We start from the raw sequence: 18,210 nt of genomic DNA, 5'->3' as shown, positions 1-18,210 counted from the left end.
GATGGCGGGCCTCTCGATCCGCGGCGCGCAGAAGAGCTTCGGCGATACCGAGGTGCTGAAGGGCGTGTCGATCGACGTCGCCGACGGCGAGTTCGCGGTGATCGTCGGCCCGTCGGGCTGCGGCAAGTCGACCTTGCTGCGCGCGGTTGCCGGGCTGGAGGAGCTGACCGGCGGCAGCATCACCATCGGCGATCGCGACGTCACCGCGCTGCCTCCCTCGGATCGCGGCATCGCGATGGTGTTCCAGAGCTATGCGCTCTACCCGCATCTCACCGTGTACGAGAATATGGCCTTCGCGCTGAAGATCGCGAAAGCCGGCAAGGGCGCGATCGACGAAGCGGTGCGCCGCGCCGCCGCGATCCTGAACATCGAGGCCCTGCTCGATCGCAAGCCCGCCGCGCTGTCGGGCGGACAGCGCCAGCGCGTCGCGATCGGCCGCGCCATCGTCCGCCAGCCGCAGATCTTCCTCTTCGACGAGCCGCTGTCGAACCTCGACGCCGACCTGCGCGTTCGCATGCGCTACGAATTCGCTAGCCTGCATCGCCAGCTCGGCACGACGACGCTCTATGTCACGCACGACCAGGTCGAGGCGATGACGCTCGCCGACCGGATCATCGTGCTGCGCGACGGGTTGATCGAGCAGGTCGGCACCCCGCGCGAGCTGTACGAGCGGCCGGCGAACATCTTCGTCGCGCAGTTCCTCGGCACGCCGCGCATGAACATATTGTCTGCGACCGTCGCAGACGGGGGGCAGGCCCTGCTCGCGGACGGGCGACGCATCGCCCTGCCCCCCACCGCTTTGCCGCTCGCGGCGGGCGCGCCGATATCGGTGGGCATCCGGCCCGAGGATATCGCGATCGGCGATGCGCCGGGCGCGCTGCCCTACACCGTCCACTTCGTCGAGCGGCTCGGCGGGCTGGCGACGGTGCATCTCGGCGGACGCGAGGGCGACGAGCCGGTCGCGTGCCAGCTGCGCGACGACGGCAGCATCGCCGAGGGCGACCGGCTTGCGGCAAGCTTCGCGCCCGGGCATCTGCATCTCTTCGACGCCGCGGGCCGGGCGATCGGGGTGCGAGGGGGATAGGATATGGCGACGCTCAGGGATGTGGCCCGCGAGGCCGGCGTGTCGGTGGCGACGGCATCGCGCGCGATCAACGGCCTCGGCAACGTCACCGGGCCGACGCGCGACGCGGTGCTGGCGGCGGTCAAGAAGCTCAACTTCGTGCCGCACAGCGGCGCGCGCAGCCTGACGCGGCGCAAGACCGACACGATCGGCGTCATCCTGCCCGACCTGTTCGGCGAGTTCTTCTCCGAAATCATCCGCGGCATCGACCTCGTGGCGCACGAGTCCGGCATGCACCTGCTGCTCGGCAACATGCACGGCAGCACGCACGAGACCGCGGCCGCGATCGCCTCGATGCGCGGGCGCGTCGACGGACTGCTGGTGATGCCGCCCGACATGAAGCCCGAACTGCTCGCCGGCCACCTCGATCCCGCGCTGCCGACGGTGCTGCTCAATTACGACGCCGGCCCGCTCGACGTGCCGTTCGTCGCGGTCGACAATTATCATGGCGCCTATGCGATGACCGAGGCGCTGCTCGACCGCGGCGCGCGGCAGGTCGTCCATATCGCGGGGCCGAAGCACAACCGCGACGCGCGCGACCGCCAGCGCGGCTTCGTCGATGCAATGGCAAAGATCGCCAAGGAGCGCAGCCCGGTGATCCTGCCCGGCGATTTCTCCGAAGAAGCGGGCGAAGAAGCCGCACGGCTGCTGATCCAGGGCCAGCTTCCGGCCGATGCGGTGTTTGCATCGAACGACCTGATGGCGGTCGGCTGTATCCAGCAGCTTGGCGAGGCCGGGATTTCGGTGCCGCGCGACGTGATGGTCGCGGGCTTCGACGACATTCCGCTCGCGCGCCATGTCTCGCCGGCGCTGTCGACGATGCAGGTCAAGATCGACCGGCTCGGCTCGACCGCGATGATGATGCTGCTCCGCTTGCTGCGCGGCGAGACGCTGGGCGCGGCGAGCTCGACGGTGCTGACCCCGACGCTGATCGCGCGCGGCACGACCGCGGGTCCGGTGGGGCTGGCCGCGGTTTCGAAGGCGGTGCCCGCGGCGGACCGCGACAGCGACTGATGGCGAGCGCGTATGAGCCTTGAGCAAGATGTTTCCGGATCAAGCTTCCGTGTTCCCCCGCGAAGGCGGGGGCCCATCACCGGCCGTCTAACCAAGAACAAACCTCGCTTACGAACGAACCAGTTGGTGATGGGTCCCCGCCTCCGCGGGGGAACACACTCTATTTCAGGCGCGACTTTACGGACGAGCGGCCGAGTTCGATGCAGCTGACGCGGCGCCAGATGGCGGGCGCGCTCGCCGCGCTACCGCTGGCGTCGCTGCTCGGCGGCTGCGGCGCACGCGGCGGCGACGGGCTGACGGTGTGGGCGATGGGCAATGAGGCGGCGCATCTGCCCGCGCTGCTGGATACGCTGAAACTGCCCGCATCGATGCTGAAGATTCGCGTCCAGCCCCTCCCCTGGACCGCGGCGCACGAGAAATTGCTGACCGGCTTCGCCGGCGGCTCGCTCCCCGCGATCGGCCAGGTCGGCAACAGCTGGATCGCCGAGATGGCGGCGATCGGCGCGATCACTCCGGTTCCCGTCTCGGCAGAGCATCTGCTGACCGACCAGTTTCGCGCCGTCGTCGATACCAACCGCATCGCCGGCAAGACCTGGGCGGTGCCCTGGTACGTCGACACACGGCTGCAATTCTATCGCACGGACATGTTCGCGCGCGCCGGCTATGCCGCGCCGCCGCTCGTCTGGAGCGAATGGAAGGCGACGCTGCACAAGGTGAAGGCGCTCGCTGGGTCCGGCAATTATGCCGTGCTGCTGCCGCTCAACGAGTTCGAGCAATTGCTGACCATCGCGCTGTCAGCGGGCGCCCGACTACTGCGCGACAACGGATCGCGCGGGGCGTTCTCCGACCCCGAGTTCAAGGCGGCGCTCGCCTTCTACAAGTCGTTGTTCGACGAACAGCTCGCGCCGGTCGCCTCGGCGACGCAGATTTCGAACATTTGGGACGAATTCGCCAAGGGTTTTTTTAGCATCTTTACCTCGGGTCCATGGACGATCGGCGACATGAAGAGCCGCCTCGCGCCTACGATGCAGGATAAATGGGGCACCGCACCCAATCCGGGGCCAGAGGGTATCGGATCGGCGGCGCCCGGCGGGTCGAGCCTTGTCGTCTTTGCCGGCACCCAGAGCGCCGATGCAGCGTGGGACGTCGTGTCGCGGCTGCTGGCGCCGTCGGCGCAGCTCAGCTTCCATCAGCTCACCGGCGACCTCCCCGCGCGCCGCTCGGTCTGGGCGGCGGCGGGCCTTGCAGGCGACCCGATTGTCGCGCCCTTCAGGGTCCAGCTCGACCGCGCCACCGCGCTGCCCAAGGTTCCCGAATGGGAACGCATCGTCACCGAGATGCAGATCGTCGCCGAGCGCATGGTGCGCGGCGAATATACCGTCGATGCCGCTGCGAAAGAGATCGACCGCCGCGCCGACCGCCTGCTCGAAAAGCGGCGCTGGATGCTGGGCAAAGGGCAGGCGCTGTGACGGCGGTCAGCCGAACCCGCGAGGCGCGCGCCGGCTTGGGCATGAGCGCGCCCGCGCTGACCGCGATCGTCATCTTCTTCGTGATCCCCGCGGTGGCGTCGCTGCTACTGAGCTTCACCGATTTCGACATCTATGCGCTCGCCGACCTGTCGAACCTGCGCTTCGTGGGCTTCCAGAATTACGCGCGGCTGGTCGAGAACCCGCTGTTCTGGAAGGCGATGGGCAACACGCTCTGGTTCGTCCTCCTGGGCGTGCCCTTCGTTGTTGGCCTGTCGTTGTTCGCCGCGATGCTCGTCAATTCGCGCTGGCTTAAATGGCGGCCGGTGTGGCGCGTCGCGCTGTTCGCGCCCTATGTGACGACGCTCGTCGCGACCGCGGTCGTGTGGCGCTATCTGCTTCATACGCGCTATGGCCTCGTCAATTATCTGCTCTCGCTGTTCGGGATCGCGCCGGTCGACTGGCTCGGCGATCCGCACGCGTCGCTGCCCGCGATCCTGATCTTCGTCGGGTGGAAGACCTTCGGCTACAATATGATCATCTTCCTCGCCGCGCTGCAGACGGTGCCGCGCGAGCTGGAGGAAGCCGCGCGGATCGATGGCGCAGGCTGGTGGACGCGCCTCCGCCATGTGACCTCGCCCGCGATCGCGCCGACGGTTTTGCTCGTCTCGGTGCTGACCGTCGCCGCGATGTTCCAGCTCTTCGCCGAACCCTATGTGATGACGCAGGGCGGCCCCGCCCAGTCGACCGTCACCATCCTCTATTTCATGTATGAGGAGGGGTTCAAATGGTGGAACCTCGGTTCGGGTGCGGCGGTCGCTTTCCTGCTCTTCCTCTGTATTCTCGCGGTGACGCTGGTGCAGCTGCGGCTGGCGAGGAAGGCGGTCTGATGAATGCTGCGCGGCCTTTCCCTTCTGGGTTTCCCCGCGAAGGCGGGGATCCATCACCCGCCCGTGCTATTTTGTGCCGATCTGCGATGGGCCCGCGCCTTCGCGGGGGAACATGGCGTGTTTCCAATCTGGATGAATTTAGATGCGCGTGAATCGCTGGACCGTTACGCTGCTCGCCGCATTTGTCGCACTGCTGACGATCGCCCCGCTGCTCTGGATGGTATCGGTCAGCTTCATGGCGCGCGGCGAGGCATCGCAATTCCCGCCCCCGCTACTCCCCGACAGCCCGACGCTCGACAATTACCGGATGTTGTTCGGCACCTTCGGCGTCGGCCGCTTCCTCGCGAACAGTGTGTTGGTGTCCACGCTCGCGACGGTCCTCGCCCTGCTCTTCACCGTCCCCGCAGGCTATGCCTTTGCAACGCTGCGCTTCAAGGGCCGCGACGCGACCTTCCGCCTGCTCGTCGCGGCGCTCGTCGTGCCGGGGCAGATCGGGATGCTGCCGCTCTTCCTCGAACTCAAGGCGATGGGACTGGTCAACAGCTATGCCGGCGCGCTCGTACCCTGGCTCGCGGGCATCTTCGGCATCTTCCTCGTCCGCCAATATTGCCTGTCGATCCCCGACGAGATGCTCGAGGCGGCGCGCATCGACGGCGCGAGCGAGGGGCAGATATTGCGCCGCGTCGTGCTGCCGATCCTGACCCCGATCATCGTCACACTGGCGCTGTTCGTTTTCCTGTCGAGCTGGAACGACTTCATGTGGCCGCTGATCATTCTCGCCGACCAGCAGCTTTACACCCTCCCCGTCGCGCTCGCCGCGATGAGCCGCGAGCATGTGCAGGATAACGAGCTGATGATGGCGGGCGCCGTCATCACCACCCTGCCGGTGCTGATCCTCTTCCTCGCGCTGCAGCGCTTCTATCTGAGCGGCCTCCTGACCGGGAGCGTCAAAGGATGACAATCGTGACTTCGAACTTGAAAACTCCGTTCGCCCTGAGCTCGTCGAAGCCTGTCCTGAGCGCCTGCAAGGCAGTCGAAGGGGGCCGTTCTTTTCTTTTGGCGCCGAGGAAGAACGGTGCTTCGACAAGCTCAGCACGAACGGGGTTGGGTTGGGCGAAGATGGTCTTCGCGGTTGCAGCCCTCGCCCTCTCTCCTCCAGCGGTGGCGCAGATGACCGACGGACAAAGCCCCCAGCCTGCGATCGAGGCGGGCAATTATCCCTATCAGCTGTTCCTGCCGCGCGGCTATTCAGCGGACAAGGCGAAGCGATGGCCGCTGCTGATTTTCCTCCACGGATCGGGCGAGCGTGGCGACGATGTCGCGAAGGTCAAGGTCCACGGCCCGCCGAAGATCGCCGACCGCGATCCCGATTTCCCCTTCGTCACCGTCTCGCCCTTGCTCGGCGCCGATCAGGACTGGGACATCGAAAGGCTCGACCGGCTGGTCGACTATGCCGCAAAGAAATACCGCATCGACCCGGCGCGCATCTACCTCACCGGCCTCAGCCGCGGCGGCCATGCGAGCTGGCGCTGGGCGATAGCCGAGCCGACGCGCTTCGCCGCGGTCGCGCCGGTCGCGGGGCGCGGCGATCCCGGCGGGGCGTGCCGGATCATGGATTTGCCCGTCTGGGCCTTTCACGGCGACCGCGACGATGTCGTCCTGCCCGAGGGCAGCTTCGCCATGGCGCGCGCCATCCGCGCCTGTGGCGGCCGCAAGGCGCGGCTCACCATCTATCCCGATCTCGGCCACAATGCCTGGGATCCCGCCTATGACGATCCGGCGCTCTACGCCTGGCTCCTCGAACACCGCCTCCCCGCGAAGGACAAGAAATGACGCACACGCCCTTCCCCGACAATTTCCTGTGGGGTGCTGCAACCGCGGCCTATCAGATAGAGGGCTCGCCGCTCGCCGACGGCGCGGGCGCGAGCATCTGGCAGCGCTTTACGCACGACTCGCGGCTGATGGCGGCGCCGGGCGACACCGGCGACGTCGCCTGCGACCACTACAATCGCATGGAAAGCGACGTCGCACTGATGCGCGAACTCGGGCTGCAAGCCTATCGCTTCAGCGTCAATTGGGGTCGCGTGCTGCCCGAGGGGACCGGCCGCGTGAACGACAAGGGGCTCGATTTCTACAAGCGCCTTGTCGACACCCTGCTGAAGCAGGGCATCGAGCCGCTGCTGACGCTACACCATTGGGACCTGCCCGTCGCGCTCGACGACCGCGGCGGCTGGCTCAACCGCGACAGCGCCGACTGGTTCGCCGAATATGCCCGCGTGATGTACCGCGCGCTCGACGGGCTGGTGACCAAATGGGTGACGCTCAACGAACCCTGGGTGATCACCGACGGCGGCTATCTCCACGGCGCGCTGGCGCCGGGGCACCGCAACATGTTCGAGGCGCCGATCGCTACGCACAATCTCATGCGCTCGCACGGAAAGGCCGTGCAGGCCTATCGCGCCGACGGAGCGCACGAAATCGGCCTCGTCGTCAACATCGAGCCGAAATATCCGGCCACCGACAGCCCCGAAGATATCGCCGCCACCGCCCGCGCGCACGCCTATATGAACCGCCAGTATCTCGACCCGGCGCTGAAGGGTTCCTATCCCGAAGAACTCAAGGAAATCTTCGGCGAAGCCTGGCCCGAATGGCCGGCGGACGATCTCAAGGACATCAACCAACCGGTTGATTTCATTGGAATAAATTATTACACGCGCAACGTCGTCAGATATGACCCGAACCAGTGGCCGCAACGCGCCGCGCCGGTGAAGCAGATCGCGACCCACACCACCACCGACTGGGAAGTCTATCCCCCCGCGATGACCGACATGCTCGTCTGGTTCCGCGACACCTTTGGCAACATCCCGCTCTACATCACCGAAAACGGCGCCGCCTTCTACGACCCCCCAACCGCGGGCCCCGAAGGGATCGACGACCCGCTGCGCTGCGATTATTTCCGCACGCATATCGCCGCGATCGGCGAGGCGATCCGGCAGGGCGTCGATGTACGCGGCTATATGGCGTGGTCGCTGCTCGACAACCTCGAATGGTCCCTCGGCTATTCGAAGCGCTTCGGGATCGTCCATGTCGATTATCAGACGCAGGTGCGCACGCCGAAGCGCAGTGCGCGCTTTTACAGCGAGATCATCGCGACGAACGGCGCCAACCTCTGATGCGCTGGCTGGCGCTGCTCCTCGCCGCTTTGCTCGCGCTGCCGGCGGCCGCAAAGGAACGCGCAGATCGCTACAGCGCGATGACCTACAACATCCGGCTCGACATCGCATCGGACGGCGACAATGCGTGGATCCATCGGCGGAGAGCGCTGACCAGCCTCATCGCTTATTATGCGCCCGACCTGGTCGGGATGCAGGAGGTGCTGCTGGGCCAGAAGCGCGATATTGAGGCCGACCTGCCCGGCTATGCCTTCGTCGGCGTCGCGCGAGACGACGGCAAGGAGAAGGGCGAATTTTCGCTGCTCGGCTATCGGCGCGACCGCTTCGCGCTGGTCCAGTCGGGCACCTTCTGGCTCTCCCCCACCCGCGATGTGCCGGGGAAGGGCTGGGACGCCGCCTATCCGCGCGTCGCGAGCTGGGCGCGGCTGACCGACAAGGTGGCGAAGCGCAGCCTGCTCGTCGTCAACACGCATATGGATCATGTCGGGCTGACCGCGCGTCTGGAGGGCGCGAAGCTGATCCGGAGCTGGATCGCAGGCCATCGCAGGGCCGGCGACACGGTGGTGCTCATGGGCGACTTCAACAGTCCGACCGACAGCCCCGCCTACGTGGCGATCACCGAAGCAGGCGCAGACGCGCTGCGCGACACGCTGACCATCAGCCGCACGCCGCATTTCGGTCCCCTCGGTACATTTACAGCGTTCAAGGTCGACCAGGTCGAACCTGCACCGATCGATCACATCTTCGTGAGCGAAGGTGTGACAGTGCTGCGGCATGCGACGCTGACACAGCAGACGGGCGGCAAGCTGCCGTCGGACCATTATCCGGTGCTCGCCGACCTTTGCGTCGGCAAGGGCTGCTGATTACTCGGGCTTGGCCTGATCGAGCCAGCCGCCAGTAAAGCCGATCCGCTTCAACCCGCGCACGATGTGCGGGTTCTTGCGCATCACTTTCCAGACGAAGCCGCTGCGGTGGTTCTCCATCATCATCAGGATCGGCCCTTGGTCGATGCCAAGATAGTCGTTCGCGATCCAGCCCTGCACCGGATCGATCGTCCCGTCGCCCGATGTCGCATCAGCGAACGTGAAGCTGGGGTTGAAGGCATCCTTGAAGCCATAGCGGGTATAGAGGCGCGACCCGTACTGTGTGCGCATCGCCATCAGCGCCGGGATCGCGACCTCGGGCGCGAAGGCGACCGAACCGCCCGCCGCGGTCGGAACGACCGTGCCATCATCGACGACGCGGATCGCGCTGACGCCGCGCGCCATATAGCCGTTAAACGCACGCGAGGTGCCGTTCACGCGATACTTGCCCTCGGAATATCCCGGCCCGTCCGACGCGGTCCAGCCCCAGATGTCGGCGCTGTAGCCCACCCATTTGTTCGGATTGGCGGCACCATAGGCGCGCTGCGCCAAAGTCGCGCGGCGGCTGTTCTCGAAATAATCGATGCCCTTGGCGCGCATGAACTCGTCCCGAATACCCCGGAAATCGACCCAGACATGGCTGTACTGATGGCCGAACAGCGGCTCGAACTGCAAATGCTGCTGCCCGTAGAAGCTGCCCCAGTCCTTTTCCAGATCGGCCGCCCAGCCCTTGTCCCACGCATCTTTGTCGACCGCGTGGGTCGGCGAGCCGAGCGCGAGCACATAGACGAGCATGCCCTCGTTATAGCCGACCCAGTCGTGCGTCTCCCACCCCTTCTCGGGCTTCCAGCCCATGGTGATCGCGTGCGAGTTGCGGAGGTTATCGGCCTGCGTGCCGGTGGTATTGCGCTGCGCCCAGCGCCAGTCGACGCGGGTGTAGATCTTCTCCGCCAGATCGCGGATCTCGGCCTCGACCGGATCGCTTCGATCGTAATAGCTTTGCGCAAACAGCACGCCGCCGAGGAACAGGCTGGTGTCAACGGTCGATAGCTCGACATTGCGAAAGCGCGTGCCGTCGTCGTTCTTCAGAAAGTGATAGTAGAAGCCTTTATAGCCGGTGTTCCCCGCGGCTTCCGGTCCTTGCGGCGCGGTCCAATAGAAGCGCAGGCAATCGCGCGTGCGCGCCGCGGCTTCGGCGCGGGACACATAACCGCGCTCGGCCCCGATGCCATAGGCAGTCAGTGCAAAGCCCGTCGCCGCGATCGACGAGAAGGGATTGCTCGGCCAGCGGTCGGGCGCGAGACAGCGTTTGGTGTCCGTGGTGTCCCAGAAATAGCGGAAGGTCCGCTGGGTCAACTCTTCCGAAAAAGCCGCCTCGGTCATCGGCGCCAGAGCGGCGGTGGCGGACGATGTTGTCGCGGACGGCGCGGGACTGGCGACGCAGGCAGCGGTCAACGCCACGAGGGGCAAGGCGAACGCCCCGATCCGGAACGACATCACATACTCCAAAAAGAAAGACGCCCGGCCAACGGGAGGGGTGTGTGGCCGGGCGTCCTATTCAGCCGGTCAGAAAGAGAAACCGGCTGATAGCTTAATCGTCCGCGGCGGGCCATCAATCGCATAGTCGGTCGGGTTGCGAAGCCCGGTCGTTGCATTGAAGCCGCTGAAGTTGCGGTCGTTGAACAAGTTGATGATGTCGACGCGCAGGCGGATGCGTGTGTCGTCGTTGATGAACTTGAGCGGGATGTTCTTGGTGATCGACAGATCCATCTGGCGATAGCCCCAGAGATCCCCATTCCCCTCGGTCTTCGTCGAAATCACGTCGCGGCTGTTCGGATTGCCCGGCGTGAACACAAAAGCCGCAAGATATTTCGGCGAGGCGATCTGGAACTTGCCCGACAGCGTGATTCCGTAGGGAATGTCCACCGAGCCCGCCATCACGAAGCGATGCTTGCGCACGCCGGTTGAAGTGATGAAGGGATAGGCATCCATGTTCGGGAAATCGAGGCTGAAGGTCTCGCCAAACTGCCGGTTTTCCTCGGCATCGGTGAAGGTATAGGTCGCATCGAGGCTCCACGGCGAGAATTGCGTATAGCGCTTCGTCAGCTTGAAATATGCTGTGTTGGCGCGCGTCTCGATCCCATTCGTGCCGATGATGATGCTGCCGAACGGCGCCGGCGGGAAGCCGAACGGCGAGTCCGGGTTGCCGGTGGCCGGGAAGAACGTGCCGTTCGCACGGCGGTTGCCGAGCAGATAGGCGAAGCCGTCCTTGCTCTCGACATAGCTGTAGCCGACTTCGAGATCGAGCAGGTCGAACCGACCGCGGGCGCCCAGGCTGAACTGGTCCGAATAGGGTGTCTTCAGCTTGTTGTTGATGAAGCGCAGTTCGCGTCCGGCGCCGACGGGCAGCCCGGCGATCAGCGCCGCGCGGCCTTCCGGCGTCAGATAAGCCGGATTCCAGGCGATGCAGGTCGCGCTCGGTGCGCAGACGTTGGTCGTATCGCCGGGGTTGTTGAAGTTGAACGTCCGAGTCGCGAACAGGCCCTGCGACAGCTCCTGCTGGATGAAGTCGAACTGCGTGCGGTCATAAGAGCGGCCGTAACCGCCGAAGATCGAGAATCGCTTTTCGTCGTCGAGCGCGTAGGTGAAGCCGACACGCGGCTGCCACGCACCCTTGAACGCCTTACGTTCCGAACCCGTCGAGATATAGTCGTCGATGTCGTAATCGGCATTCGCCAGGTTTGCGTACGGCGGCGTCACGACACCGTTCGGCCCGGTGTAGGAGGCGCGGCCCGCCACGAAATTGGCGATCGCGGGATCGTGAACATAGTTCAGGAACGCCGGGGTGCGCTCATAATCCCAACGCAGGCCGATATTGAGCGTCAACCGGTCGTCATATTCCCAATCGTCCTGCGCATAGACGCCGAACTGGAAATTGTTCGAGGTGATGTTCGGATCGCCGCCATCAACCGGCGCGCTGAACACCATGCGATAGGGGATGTCGTCGTTGAACGTGCCCCCGTTCGGGTTGTAGTTCACATTGTAGGTGAAAACGGGATTCACGCCGTTCTGGGTATTGGTGTTGAGCTTGATCCACTTGCCCTTCACGCCGACCTTGAATGTATGTCCTTCAAGCCCGGTGTAAGTGAAGTCGTTCGACACCTGCCAGCCGCTCTGGCCCTTGTCCTGGAAGTTGCTGCCGGCGCCGATGCGAAGAATATCGCCGCGGCGCGATCCTGTTGCAGGCGGCGTGTTCGGGACGGTAGCGTTGAAGATCGAGACATTGCCGAAATTGAGCGGGCGCGGTCCCCAGGTCACATCTTCATACGCGACCTTGAAGTCGTTGACCCAGGTATCGCCCGTATGCTCCCAGCGCGCGAGACCACGCCATTCCTCGACCTTTGCGATCGTGCGGGTTTCGAACGCGGCGATGCCGCTGTTGAACTGCTCGCCGCTCTCGTCGCGATATTTGACCGAAAATTCGAACAGGTCGTTCGAGGTCGGGGTGAAGTTGAGCTTTCCGAAATAGAGATTCTCGTTGAACGTCTCGTTCGCCGATCCGAACACACCCTGATATTCGGTCGGGAAATAGGAAACGGGCAGATCCAGACCCGGCGTCACGTCGCGCGGATTGACGCGGCGCTTGCCTTCGTAGGTCACGAAAAAGTGCAACATATCCTTGATGATAGGCCCGCCGAGCGCGCCGCCGAACTGCAAGTCCTTGGTGCGCGTCTTCGGGATATAGCGCGGGAAATTTTCGTTCGGACGGCGGTCGCGCAAATCCTGATTGGTGAAGTCGATGAAGCCTTCGCCATGGAATTCGTTGGTGCCCGACTTGGTGATTGCGGTGACCGCGACCGAGCTGACTTGGTCATATTCGGCCTTGTAGTTCGAACTGATGACGCGATACTCACCGATCGCGAGCTGCGGGAACGGGTTACCCTGCGTCGAATCCTGACCTGTGATGCCGTTCTTCAGGACATAGTCCTTCTGCCCGACACCATCGATGAAGATGTTGACCGCGTTGCTGCCCTGCGCGCCGCCCTGCAAACGCGATTGATCGCTGCCGTTGGTCACGAACTGAACGCCCGGCGCGAGGTCGGCAAAGGCCAGGAAGTTGCGATTGTTCTGCGGCAGGACCTCGATCAGGCGCTGCGAGATATTGGTGCCAACTTCGCCGCCCTCCATCGATCGGATGCGGCTGCCCGTGACGATGATCGCATCGCCGTCGCCCGAGGCGATATCTTCGGACGAGAAATCGAAATCAAGCACGGCGCTCTGGGCGACATTCAGGGTAAAATCATCCGTCCGGCGCACGCCATTCGGTGTCGTGAGTTCGAGGCGGTATGTGCCAGCGGGGAGCGAGGCGAAATTATAGCTGCCGTTCGCAGCCACCGATACGCTGCGCGTCAGGCCGGTGTTCACGTTGATCGCGGTGACCTGCGACACGCCGCCGTCGGCTTTCACATTGCCGCGAAGCGATGCGTTTGAAACCTGCGCCTGCGCGGGCGCCGCCATGCCGAGCGCAAGCGCCGCGCCGGCGCTGCTATAGGCAAGCGCCGCAGCAAGCATCCGGACATGCGACCGGCGCGCGGCATTATTCTGAATCTGACGGTATGACTTCACGGCATCCTCCCATTAAACGTGCCCCGAACTCTCCGTTTCCGGCAGATACGCCCGGCTTTTGAGCCGATACGACGCCGAATCACGGGGAACCCGTATTCGTTGTTGATTTGATTTGTAACCGGTTTCACGATAGCTGTATAGAGGGAAGCGACACAGCAAAGCGGACCCGGGACCGGCCCGGAAATGACTTTAAACCGCCAATCCGTGCGCCATAAACTAAAGAGAGACCCAATGGGGAAGGACGAATCATGCCGCCGAAATCGCGCAATCTTGCCAGCCTGACGCTTGCTGCCCTGATGGTTGTCGCCCAGCTCTCTTCCGCCCCGCTCCTCGCCAAACCGGCCGCGCGGGCACAGCAGTCCGCGGCCGAAGTAGATTCGACCGGATGGATGAAGCCCGACCCGGCGATGGACAAGTTCATCGCCGAGCTGATGGCGAAGATGACGCTGGAGGAAAAGATTGGCCAGCTGTCGCTGCTCACCAGCGACTGGGATTCGACCGGCCCGACGATGCGACAGGGCTATCAGGACGACATCCGCAAGGGTCGCATCGGATCGATCTTCAACGCCTTCACCGCCAAATATACGCGCGAGCTGCAGCGGCTTGCAGTCGAGGAAACGCGGCTCAAAATCCCGCTCCTCTTCGGCTATGACGTCGTCCATGGCCACCGCACCATCTTTCCCATCTCGCTCGGTGAATCGGCGAGCTGGGACATGAAAGCCATTGAAAAGGCTGCTCGAGTTTCGGCGACCGAGGCGGCGGCCGAAGGCATTCACTGGACCTTCGCGCCGATGGTCGACGTCGCGCGCGACCCGCGCTGGGGCCGCGTGTCGGAAGGATCGGGCGAAGATGTCTTCCTCGGCAGCGAGATCGCGAAGGCGCGGGTCCGCGGTTTCCAGGGCGACGATCTGCGGCGCATCGATACCGTGCTGGCGACCGCGAAGCATTTCGCCGCCTATGGCGCGGCGCAGGCGGGACGCGACTATCACACCGTCGATATTTCGGAGCGGACGCTGCGCGACGTCTATCTGCCCCCGTTCAAGGCCGCGGCCGACGCCGGCGCCGCGACCTTCATGACCGCGTTCAACGAGTATGACGGCGTCCCGGCGTCGGGCAGCCACTATCTGCTCACCGACGTGCTGCGCGAGAAATGGGGCTTCAAGGGCTTTGTGGTAACCGATTACACGTCGATCAACGAAATGGTCGCGCACGGTTATTCGAAGGATCTGAAACAGGCGGGCGAACAGGCGATCAACGCCGGGGTCGACATGGACCTGCAAGGCGCGGTGTTCATGGAATATCTCGCGAAATCGGTTGCCGAGGGCAAGGTCGACGTCGCGCGCGTCGACGAGGCGGTGAAGCTGATCCTCGAAATGAAGTACCGCCGCGGGCTGTTCGAGGATCCCTATCGCTATTCGGTCGAGGCGCGCGAGAAGGCGACGATCTACAAGCCCGAATTCCTGGAGGCCGCGCGCGATGTGGCGCGCAAGTCGATCGTCCTCCTGAAGAACAAGGACAACGCCCTGCCCCTCGCCGCGTCGGCGAAGTCGATCGCGGTGATCGGTCCGCTCGGCAACAGCAAGGAAGACATGATCGGCAGCTGGGCCGCGGCGGGCGATCGCAAGACGCGTCCGGTGACGCTGCTCGAAGGGCTGCAGGCGCGCGCGCCGAAGGGAACGAGCGTCGGCTATGCCCGCGGCGCGGGCTATGGCTTCGAGGACGCCGGCAAGAGCGACGGCTTTGCCGAGGCGCTCGCGCTGGCGCAGAAATCGGACGTGATCATCGCCGCGATGGGTGAGAAGTGGGACATGACCGGGGAGGCCGCGAGCCGGACCTCCCTGGACCTTCCCGGCAACCAGCAGGCGCTGCTCGAAGAGCTCAAGAAGACCGGAAAGCCGATCATCCTCGTACTGCTGAGCGGGCGCCCGAACAGCATCGAATGGGCCGACGCCAATGCCGATGCGATCCTGGAGGCCTGGTATCCGGGCACGATGGGCGGCCATGCGATCGCCGACGTTCTGTACGGCGACTATAATCCGTCGGCGAAGCTGCCCGTCACCTTCCCGCGCAATGTCGGGCAGGTGCCGATCTATTACGACATGAAGAACACCGGGCGGCCGATCAATCCGAAGGACCCCAACGCCAAATATGTGTCGCGCTATCTCGATACGCCGAACACGCCGCTTTATCCTTTCGGCTATGGCCTCAGCTACACCAGCTTTACTTATTCGCCGGTTACGCTCGACAAGGCGAAAATCGCGCCGGGCGAGACGCTGACCGCAAGCGTCACCGTCACCAACAGCGGCGCCCGCGACGGCGAAGAGGTCGTGCAGCTCTATGTCCACGACGTTACCGGATCGGTGACCAGGCCGGTCAAGGAATTGAAGGGCTTTGAAAAGATCGCGCTGAAAAAGGGGGAGAAGCGCACCGTGCGCTTTACCCTGACCGACGCCGACCTGGCCTTTACGCGCCAAGACATGAGCTGGGGCAGCGAGCCCGGCGCATTCAAGCTGTGGATCGGGCCGTCGTCGGCCGAGGGCGGCGAGGCCGATTTCGAACTCACCGAATAGCCCCGCTTGCCGCACCCGCGGCGCAGGTCTAGGCGGGGAAGCGTGAGTCCCGACACGCCTTCCCCGCCTTCCGCACTCGCCCCCTTTCGCTACCCCGCCTTTCGCGCGATCTGGATCGCCAATCTCGCGTCGAACATGGGATCGATGATCCAGTCGGTCGGTGCCGCTTGGCTGATGACCGAACTCACCCGGTCGCACATGCTGATCGCGCTGGTGCAGGCGGGTGCGACGATCCCGATCCTGCTGCTCGGCGTCTTTGCGGGCGCGATCGCCGATAATTACGACCGGCGACGCGTGATGCTGGCGGCGCAGACGGGGATGCTGCTCGTTTCGGCGGCGTTGACCGTGACGACCTGGATGGGCGCGATCACGCCGCTGCTGCTGCTCTTCTTCACTCTCGCCGTCGGCGCCGGGACCGCGCTCAACGGTCCCGCTTGGCAGGCGTCGGTGCGGATGCAGGTCGGTCCAAAGGATCTGCCGCAGGCGATTGCGCTCAACAGTATCGCTTTCAACCTGGCGCGCAGCGCCGGTCCGGCGCTCGGAGGACTTCTCATATCGGTCACCGGCCCCGCGCCGGCCTTCGCACTCAACGCCGTCTCCTATCTGGCGCTGATCATCGTCCTCATGCGCTGGCATCCCGAGGTGGCCGAGCCCAAACGCTCGCCCATGCTGGCCTCGATCACGACGGGTCTGCGCTTCTGTTACCAGTCGGACCCGGTGCGCCGCATCCTCATCCGGGGCTTTATCTTTGGCATCCCGGCCATCAGCTTTCAGGCCCTGCTCCCCTCGCTCGTCCGCGACCGGCTGCAGGGCACCGAAACCGTCTACGGCCTGTGCCTTGCCGCTTTCGGTGCTGGCTCGATCATCGCCGCGCTGCTCGTGGGCAATCTCCGCCGCCGCTGGGGCAGCGACCGGATCGTGACCGCCGCCTCGCTGGTCTACGCGGCCGCGATGCTGCCCGTCGCATTGATCCAAAGCCTGCCGGCGATCCTTATCGCGGCGTTCGTCGCCGGGATGGCGTGGGTGTCGGTGCTGACGACGCTCAACGTCGCGATGCAGCTTCGCTCGCCCGAGGCGATCCTCGGACGCTGCATGGCGATCTATCAAGCGGTCACCTTCGGCGCGATGGCAATCGGCGCCTGGCTGTTCGGGATGATCGCCGATTTCCGCACGCTGGCCCAAGCGATCCTTGCTTCGGCGGTGTGGCTGGTGATTTCCGCCGTCATCGTGCCGATGCTGGCACCGATGCCGGGGCGCGACGAAGGCCGCATCATGCCGTGACCGGCGCTGTCGGATAATTTGCGTTAGCCATTAAAACTTGGGGACCAGCGCCCGTTAAATGGCGCATGACCACACGCGCAACACCTTCGAACGAGCCGGTCGGGCGGCTCCTGGGCTGGCTTGGATTACGGAGTGCGGAAGGCGGCGCTCGCGAAGGTGAGCGGGTAGCAGGTTCGGCCGTAACCCATGACCTGATGCGCGAGGCGCGTCATCAGCTGGTCGGCGCGATCAGCGCCTTCCTGCTCGACCATGATATCGACGTGACCGCGACGAACCTGCTCATCGCTCACAGCGCCTTTTCGGGGATCAATCCCCGTCTCGCCAGGCAGATTGCAACGCGCGCCGGAAGCGGCGAAGGCATCACCCAGCAATGGCTCGACGAGCTGGCGAAGCAGGAGCCCATCCAGCCCGACAGCGCCGAACTCGACCGTATGGTCGCCCGCCTCGAATCGAACCTAGAAACCTTTCAGACGAACACCAAGGCCGCGCGCAGCGCGACCAGCGAATATGGCACCAAGCTGGAGGAGCATGTCAGCGACCTCGAACAGGTCCAGAAAACCGGGGAGCTCGTCTCGCACCTCGCCGACATCGCCAAGGTCATGCTCGAGCGCACGCGCCACGCCGAAGAGGAAATGCGCAAGAGCGAAGACGAAGCCCGTTCGCTCCGCCGCAGCCTCGCGCGCGCCAAGCGCGACGCCGAGGTCGACTATCTCACCGGCCTGCCGAACCGACGCGCGTTCGAGGTATTGCTCGAACGTCATTATGAGGAAGCGCGCGCCGCGTGCGAGCCGTTGTCGGTCGCCTTCTGCGACATCGACAAGTTCAAGGAAGTCAACGACACCCACGGCCATGAAGCCGGCGACCGCGTGATCAAGCTGATCGCCGACACGCTCGCACATATCTCGAACGACCATTGCCATGTCGCGCGTCACGGCGGCGAGGAATTCGTGATGCTGTTCCGCGGCCTGCCGCCGAGCGAAGCCGCGAAGAAGCTCGACGAGGCACGCGAGTCGCTCGCCAATCGGCGTTTGATCAACCGCAAGACCGACCAGCCCTTCGGCCAGATCACTTTCTCCGGCGGGGTCGCCGACGTCTTCGGCTTCGGCGACGCGCGCGCGGCGCTCAAGGCCGCCGACGACGCGCTCTACCGGGCGAAGGAAAGCGGCCGCAACCGGATCGAGCTAGCGGCGCTCTGATTTTTTTC

Annotated in this window: 13 protein-coding genes; 11 read left to right on the top strand and 2 right to left on the bottom strand. The window is 64.6% G+C overall.

Annotated elements, in window-relative coordinates; genetic code table 11:
- The first annotated feature begins 1 nt into the window (after position 1).
- The 8 genes from ATE67_RS12565 to ATE67_RS12530 all read left to right on the top strand — a co-directional run bounded on the left by ATE67_RS12565 (position 2) and on the right by ATE67_RS12530 (position 8,529).
- Positions 2 to 1,084 (top strand): ABC transporter ATP-binding protein, encoded by a 1,083-nt coding sequence (locus tag ATE67_RS12565; protein ID WP_058816998.1) that lies wholly within the window; start codon positions 2 to 4, stop codon positions 1,082 to 1,084.
- Positions 1,085 to 1,087: 3 nt separating this feature from the next.
- Positions 1,088 to 2,137: a LacI family DNA-binding transcriptional regulator gene (locus ATE67_RS12560; RefSeq protein WP_058816997.1), complete on the top strand. Its 1,050-nt coding sequence runs from the start codon at positions 1,088 to 1,090 to the stop codon at positions 2,135 to 2,137.
- Between the two features lie 200 nt (positions 2,138 to 2,337).
- Positions 2,338 to 3,606, top strand: a complete 1,269-nt coding sequence (locus tag ATE67_RS12555) for an extracellular solute-binding protein (protein ID WP_058816996.1) — start codon at positions 2,338 to 2,340, stop codon at positions 3,604 to 3,606.
- Positions 3,603 to 4,493 (top strand): carbohydrate ABC transporter permease, encoded by an 891-nt coding sequence (locus ATE67_RS12550; RefSeq protein ID WP_231728147.1) that lies wholly within the window; start codon positions 3,603 to 3,605, stop codon positions 4,491 to 4,493. The genes ATE67_RS12555 and ATE67_RS12550 overlap by 4 nt, the downstream gene beginning before the upstream one ends.
- 148 nt (positions 4,494 to 4,641) lie before the next feature.
- Complete coding sequence (locus ATE67_RS12545; RefSeq protein ID WP_443028766.1) at positions 4,642 to 5,451, top strand: carbohydrate ABC transporter permease; 810 nt, start codon at positions 4,642 to 4,644, stop codon at positions 5,449 to 5,451.
- 203 nt (positions 5,452 to 5,654) lie between these two features.
- The gene (locus ATE67_RS12540) at positions 5,655 to 6,326 is read left to right on the top strand and encodes an alpha/beta hydrolase-fold protein (protein ID WP_443028765.1); all 672 of its coding nucleotides are present in this window, start codon (positions 5,655 to 5,657) and stop codon (positions 6,324 to 6,326) included.
- Positions 6,323 to 7,666, top strand: coding sequence for a GH1 family beta-glucosidase (locus ATE67_RS12535; RefSeq protein WP_058816993.1), 1,344 nt, complete (start codon positions 6,323 to 6,325; stop codon positions 7,664 to 7,666). The genes ATE67_RS12540 and ATE67_RS12535 overlap by 4 nt, the downstream gene beginning before the upstream one ends.
- Positions 7,666 to 8,529: an endonuclease/exonuclease/phosphatase family protein gene (locus tag ATE67_RS12530; RefSeq protein ID WP_058816992.1), complete on the top strand. Its 864-nt coding sequence runs from the start codon at positions 7,666 to 7,668 to the stop codon at positions 8,527 to 8,529. The genes ATE67_RS12535 and ATE67_RS12530 overlap by 1 nt, the downstream gene beginning before the upstream one ends.
- On the opposite strand, the gene ATE67_RS12525 is transcribed toward ATE67_RS12530, so the two are convergent.
- Both ATE67_RS12525 and ATE67_RS12520 read right to left on the bottom strand, forming a co-directional pair.
- Positions 8,530 to 10,026, bottom strand: coding sequence for a glucoamylase family protein (locus ATE67_RS12525; RefSeq protein WP_058816991.1), 1,497 nt, complete (start codon positions 10,024 to 10,026; stop codon positions 8,530 to 8,532).
- A 69-nt stretch (positions 10,027 to 10,095) separates the two neighbouring features.
- The gene (locus ATE67_RS12520; protein WP_231728146.1) at positions 10,096 to 13,155 is read right to left on the bottom strand and encodes a TonB-dependent receptor; all 3,060 of its coding nucleotides are present in this window, start codon (positions 13,153 to 13,155) and stop codon (positions 10,096 to 10,098) included.
- A 248-nt stretch (positions 13,156 to 13,403) separates the two neighbouring features.
- Here ATE67_RS12520 and bglX point away from each other — a divergent pair, with 248 nt between their 5' ends.
- The 3 genes from bglX (at position 13,404) to ATE67_RS12505 (ending at position 18,202) form a co-directional block, all read left to right on the top strand.
- Positions 13,404 to 15,725: a beta-glucosidase BglX gene (gene bglX / locus ATE67_RS12515; RefSeq protein ID WP_058816990.1), complete on the top strand. Its 2,322-nt coding sequence runs from the start codon at positions 13,404 to 13,406 to the stop codon at positions 15,723 to 15,725.
- A gap of 42 nt (positions 15,726 to 15,767) precedes the next feature.
- Positions 15,768 to 17,006, top strand: coding sequence for an MFS transporter (locus ATE67_RS12510; protein WP_058816989.1), 1,239 nt, complete (start codon positions 15,768 to 15,770; stop codon positions 17,004 to 17,006).
- A gap of 65 nt (positions 17,007 to 17,071) precedes the next feature.
- Complete coding sequence (locus ATE67_RS12505; protein WP_082660343.1) at positions 17,072 to 18,202, top strand: GGDEF domain-containing protein; 1,131 nt, start codon at positions 17,072 to 17,074, stop codon at positions 18,200 to 18,202.
- Positions 18,203 to 18,210 lie beyond the last annotated feature (8 nt).

Source organism: Sphingopyxis sp. H050 (assembly GCF_001468265.1).
In the GTDB taxonomy this organism is placed as follows: Bacteria; Pseudomonadota; Alphaproteobacteria; order Sphingomonadales; family Sphingomonadaceae; genus Sphingopyxis.
The sequence above is the reverse complement of the archived record's forward strand: the minus strand, read 5'-3'. Positions and strand labels throughout refer to the sequence as shown.

What these genes read in the sequence shown, in the direction of transcription:
- ATE67_RS12565 (WP_058816998.1), top strand. Translation starts at nt 2, where the DNA reads ATGGCGGGCCTCTCGATCCGCGGCGCGCAGAAGAGCTTCGGCGATACC.
- ATE67_RS12560 (WP_058816997.1), top strand. Translation starts at nt 1,088, where the DNA reads ATGGCGACGCTCAGGGATGTGGCCCGCGAGGCCGGCGTGTCGGTGGCG.
- ATE67_RS12555 (WP_058816996.1), top strand. Translation starts at nt 2,338, where the DNA reads ATGCAGCTGACGCGGCGCCAGATGGCGGGCGCGCTCGCCGCGCTACCG.
- ATE67_RS12535 (WP_058816993.1), top strand. Translation starts at nt 6,323, where the DNA reads ATGACGCACACGCCCTTCCCCGACAATTTCCTGTGGGGTGCTGCAACC.
- ATE67_RS12530 (WP_058816992.1), top strand. Translation starts at nt 7,666, where the DNA reads ATGCGCTGGCTGGCGCTGCTCCTCGCCGCTTTGCTCGCGCTGCCGGCG.
- ATE67_RS12525 (WP_058816991.1), bottom strand. Translation starts at nt 10,026, where the DNA reads ATGTCGTTCCGGATCGGGGCGTTCGCCTTGCCCCTCGTGGCGTTGACC.
- bglX (WP_058816990.1), top strand. Translation starts at nt 13,404, where the DNA reads ATGCCGCCGAAATCGCGCAATCTTGCCAGCCTGACGCTTGCTGCCCTG.
- ATE67_RS12505 (WP_082660343.1), top strand. Translation starts at nt 17,072, where the DNA reads ATGACCACACGCGCAACACCTTCGAACGAGCCGGTCGGGCGGCTCCTG.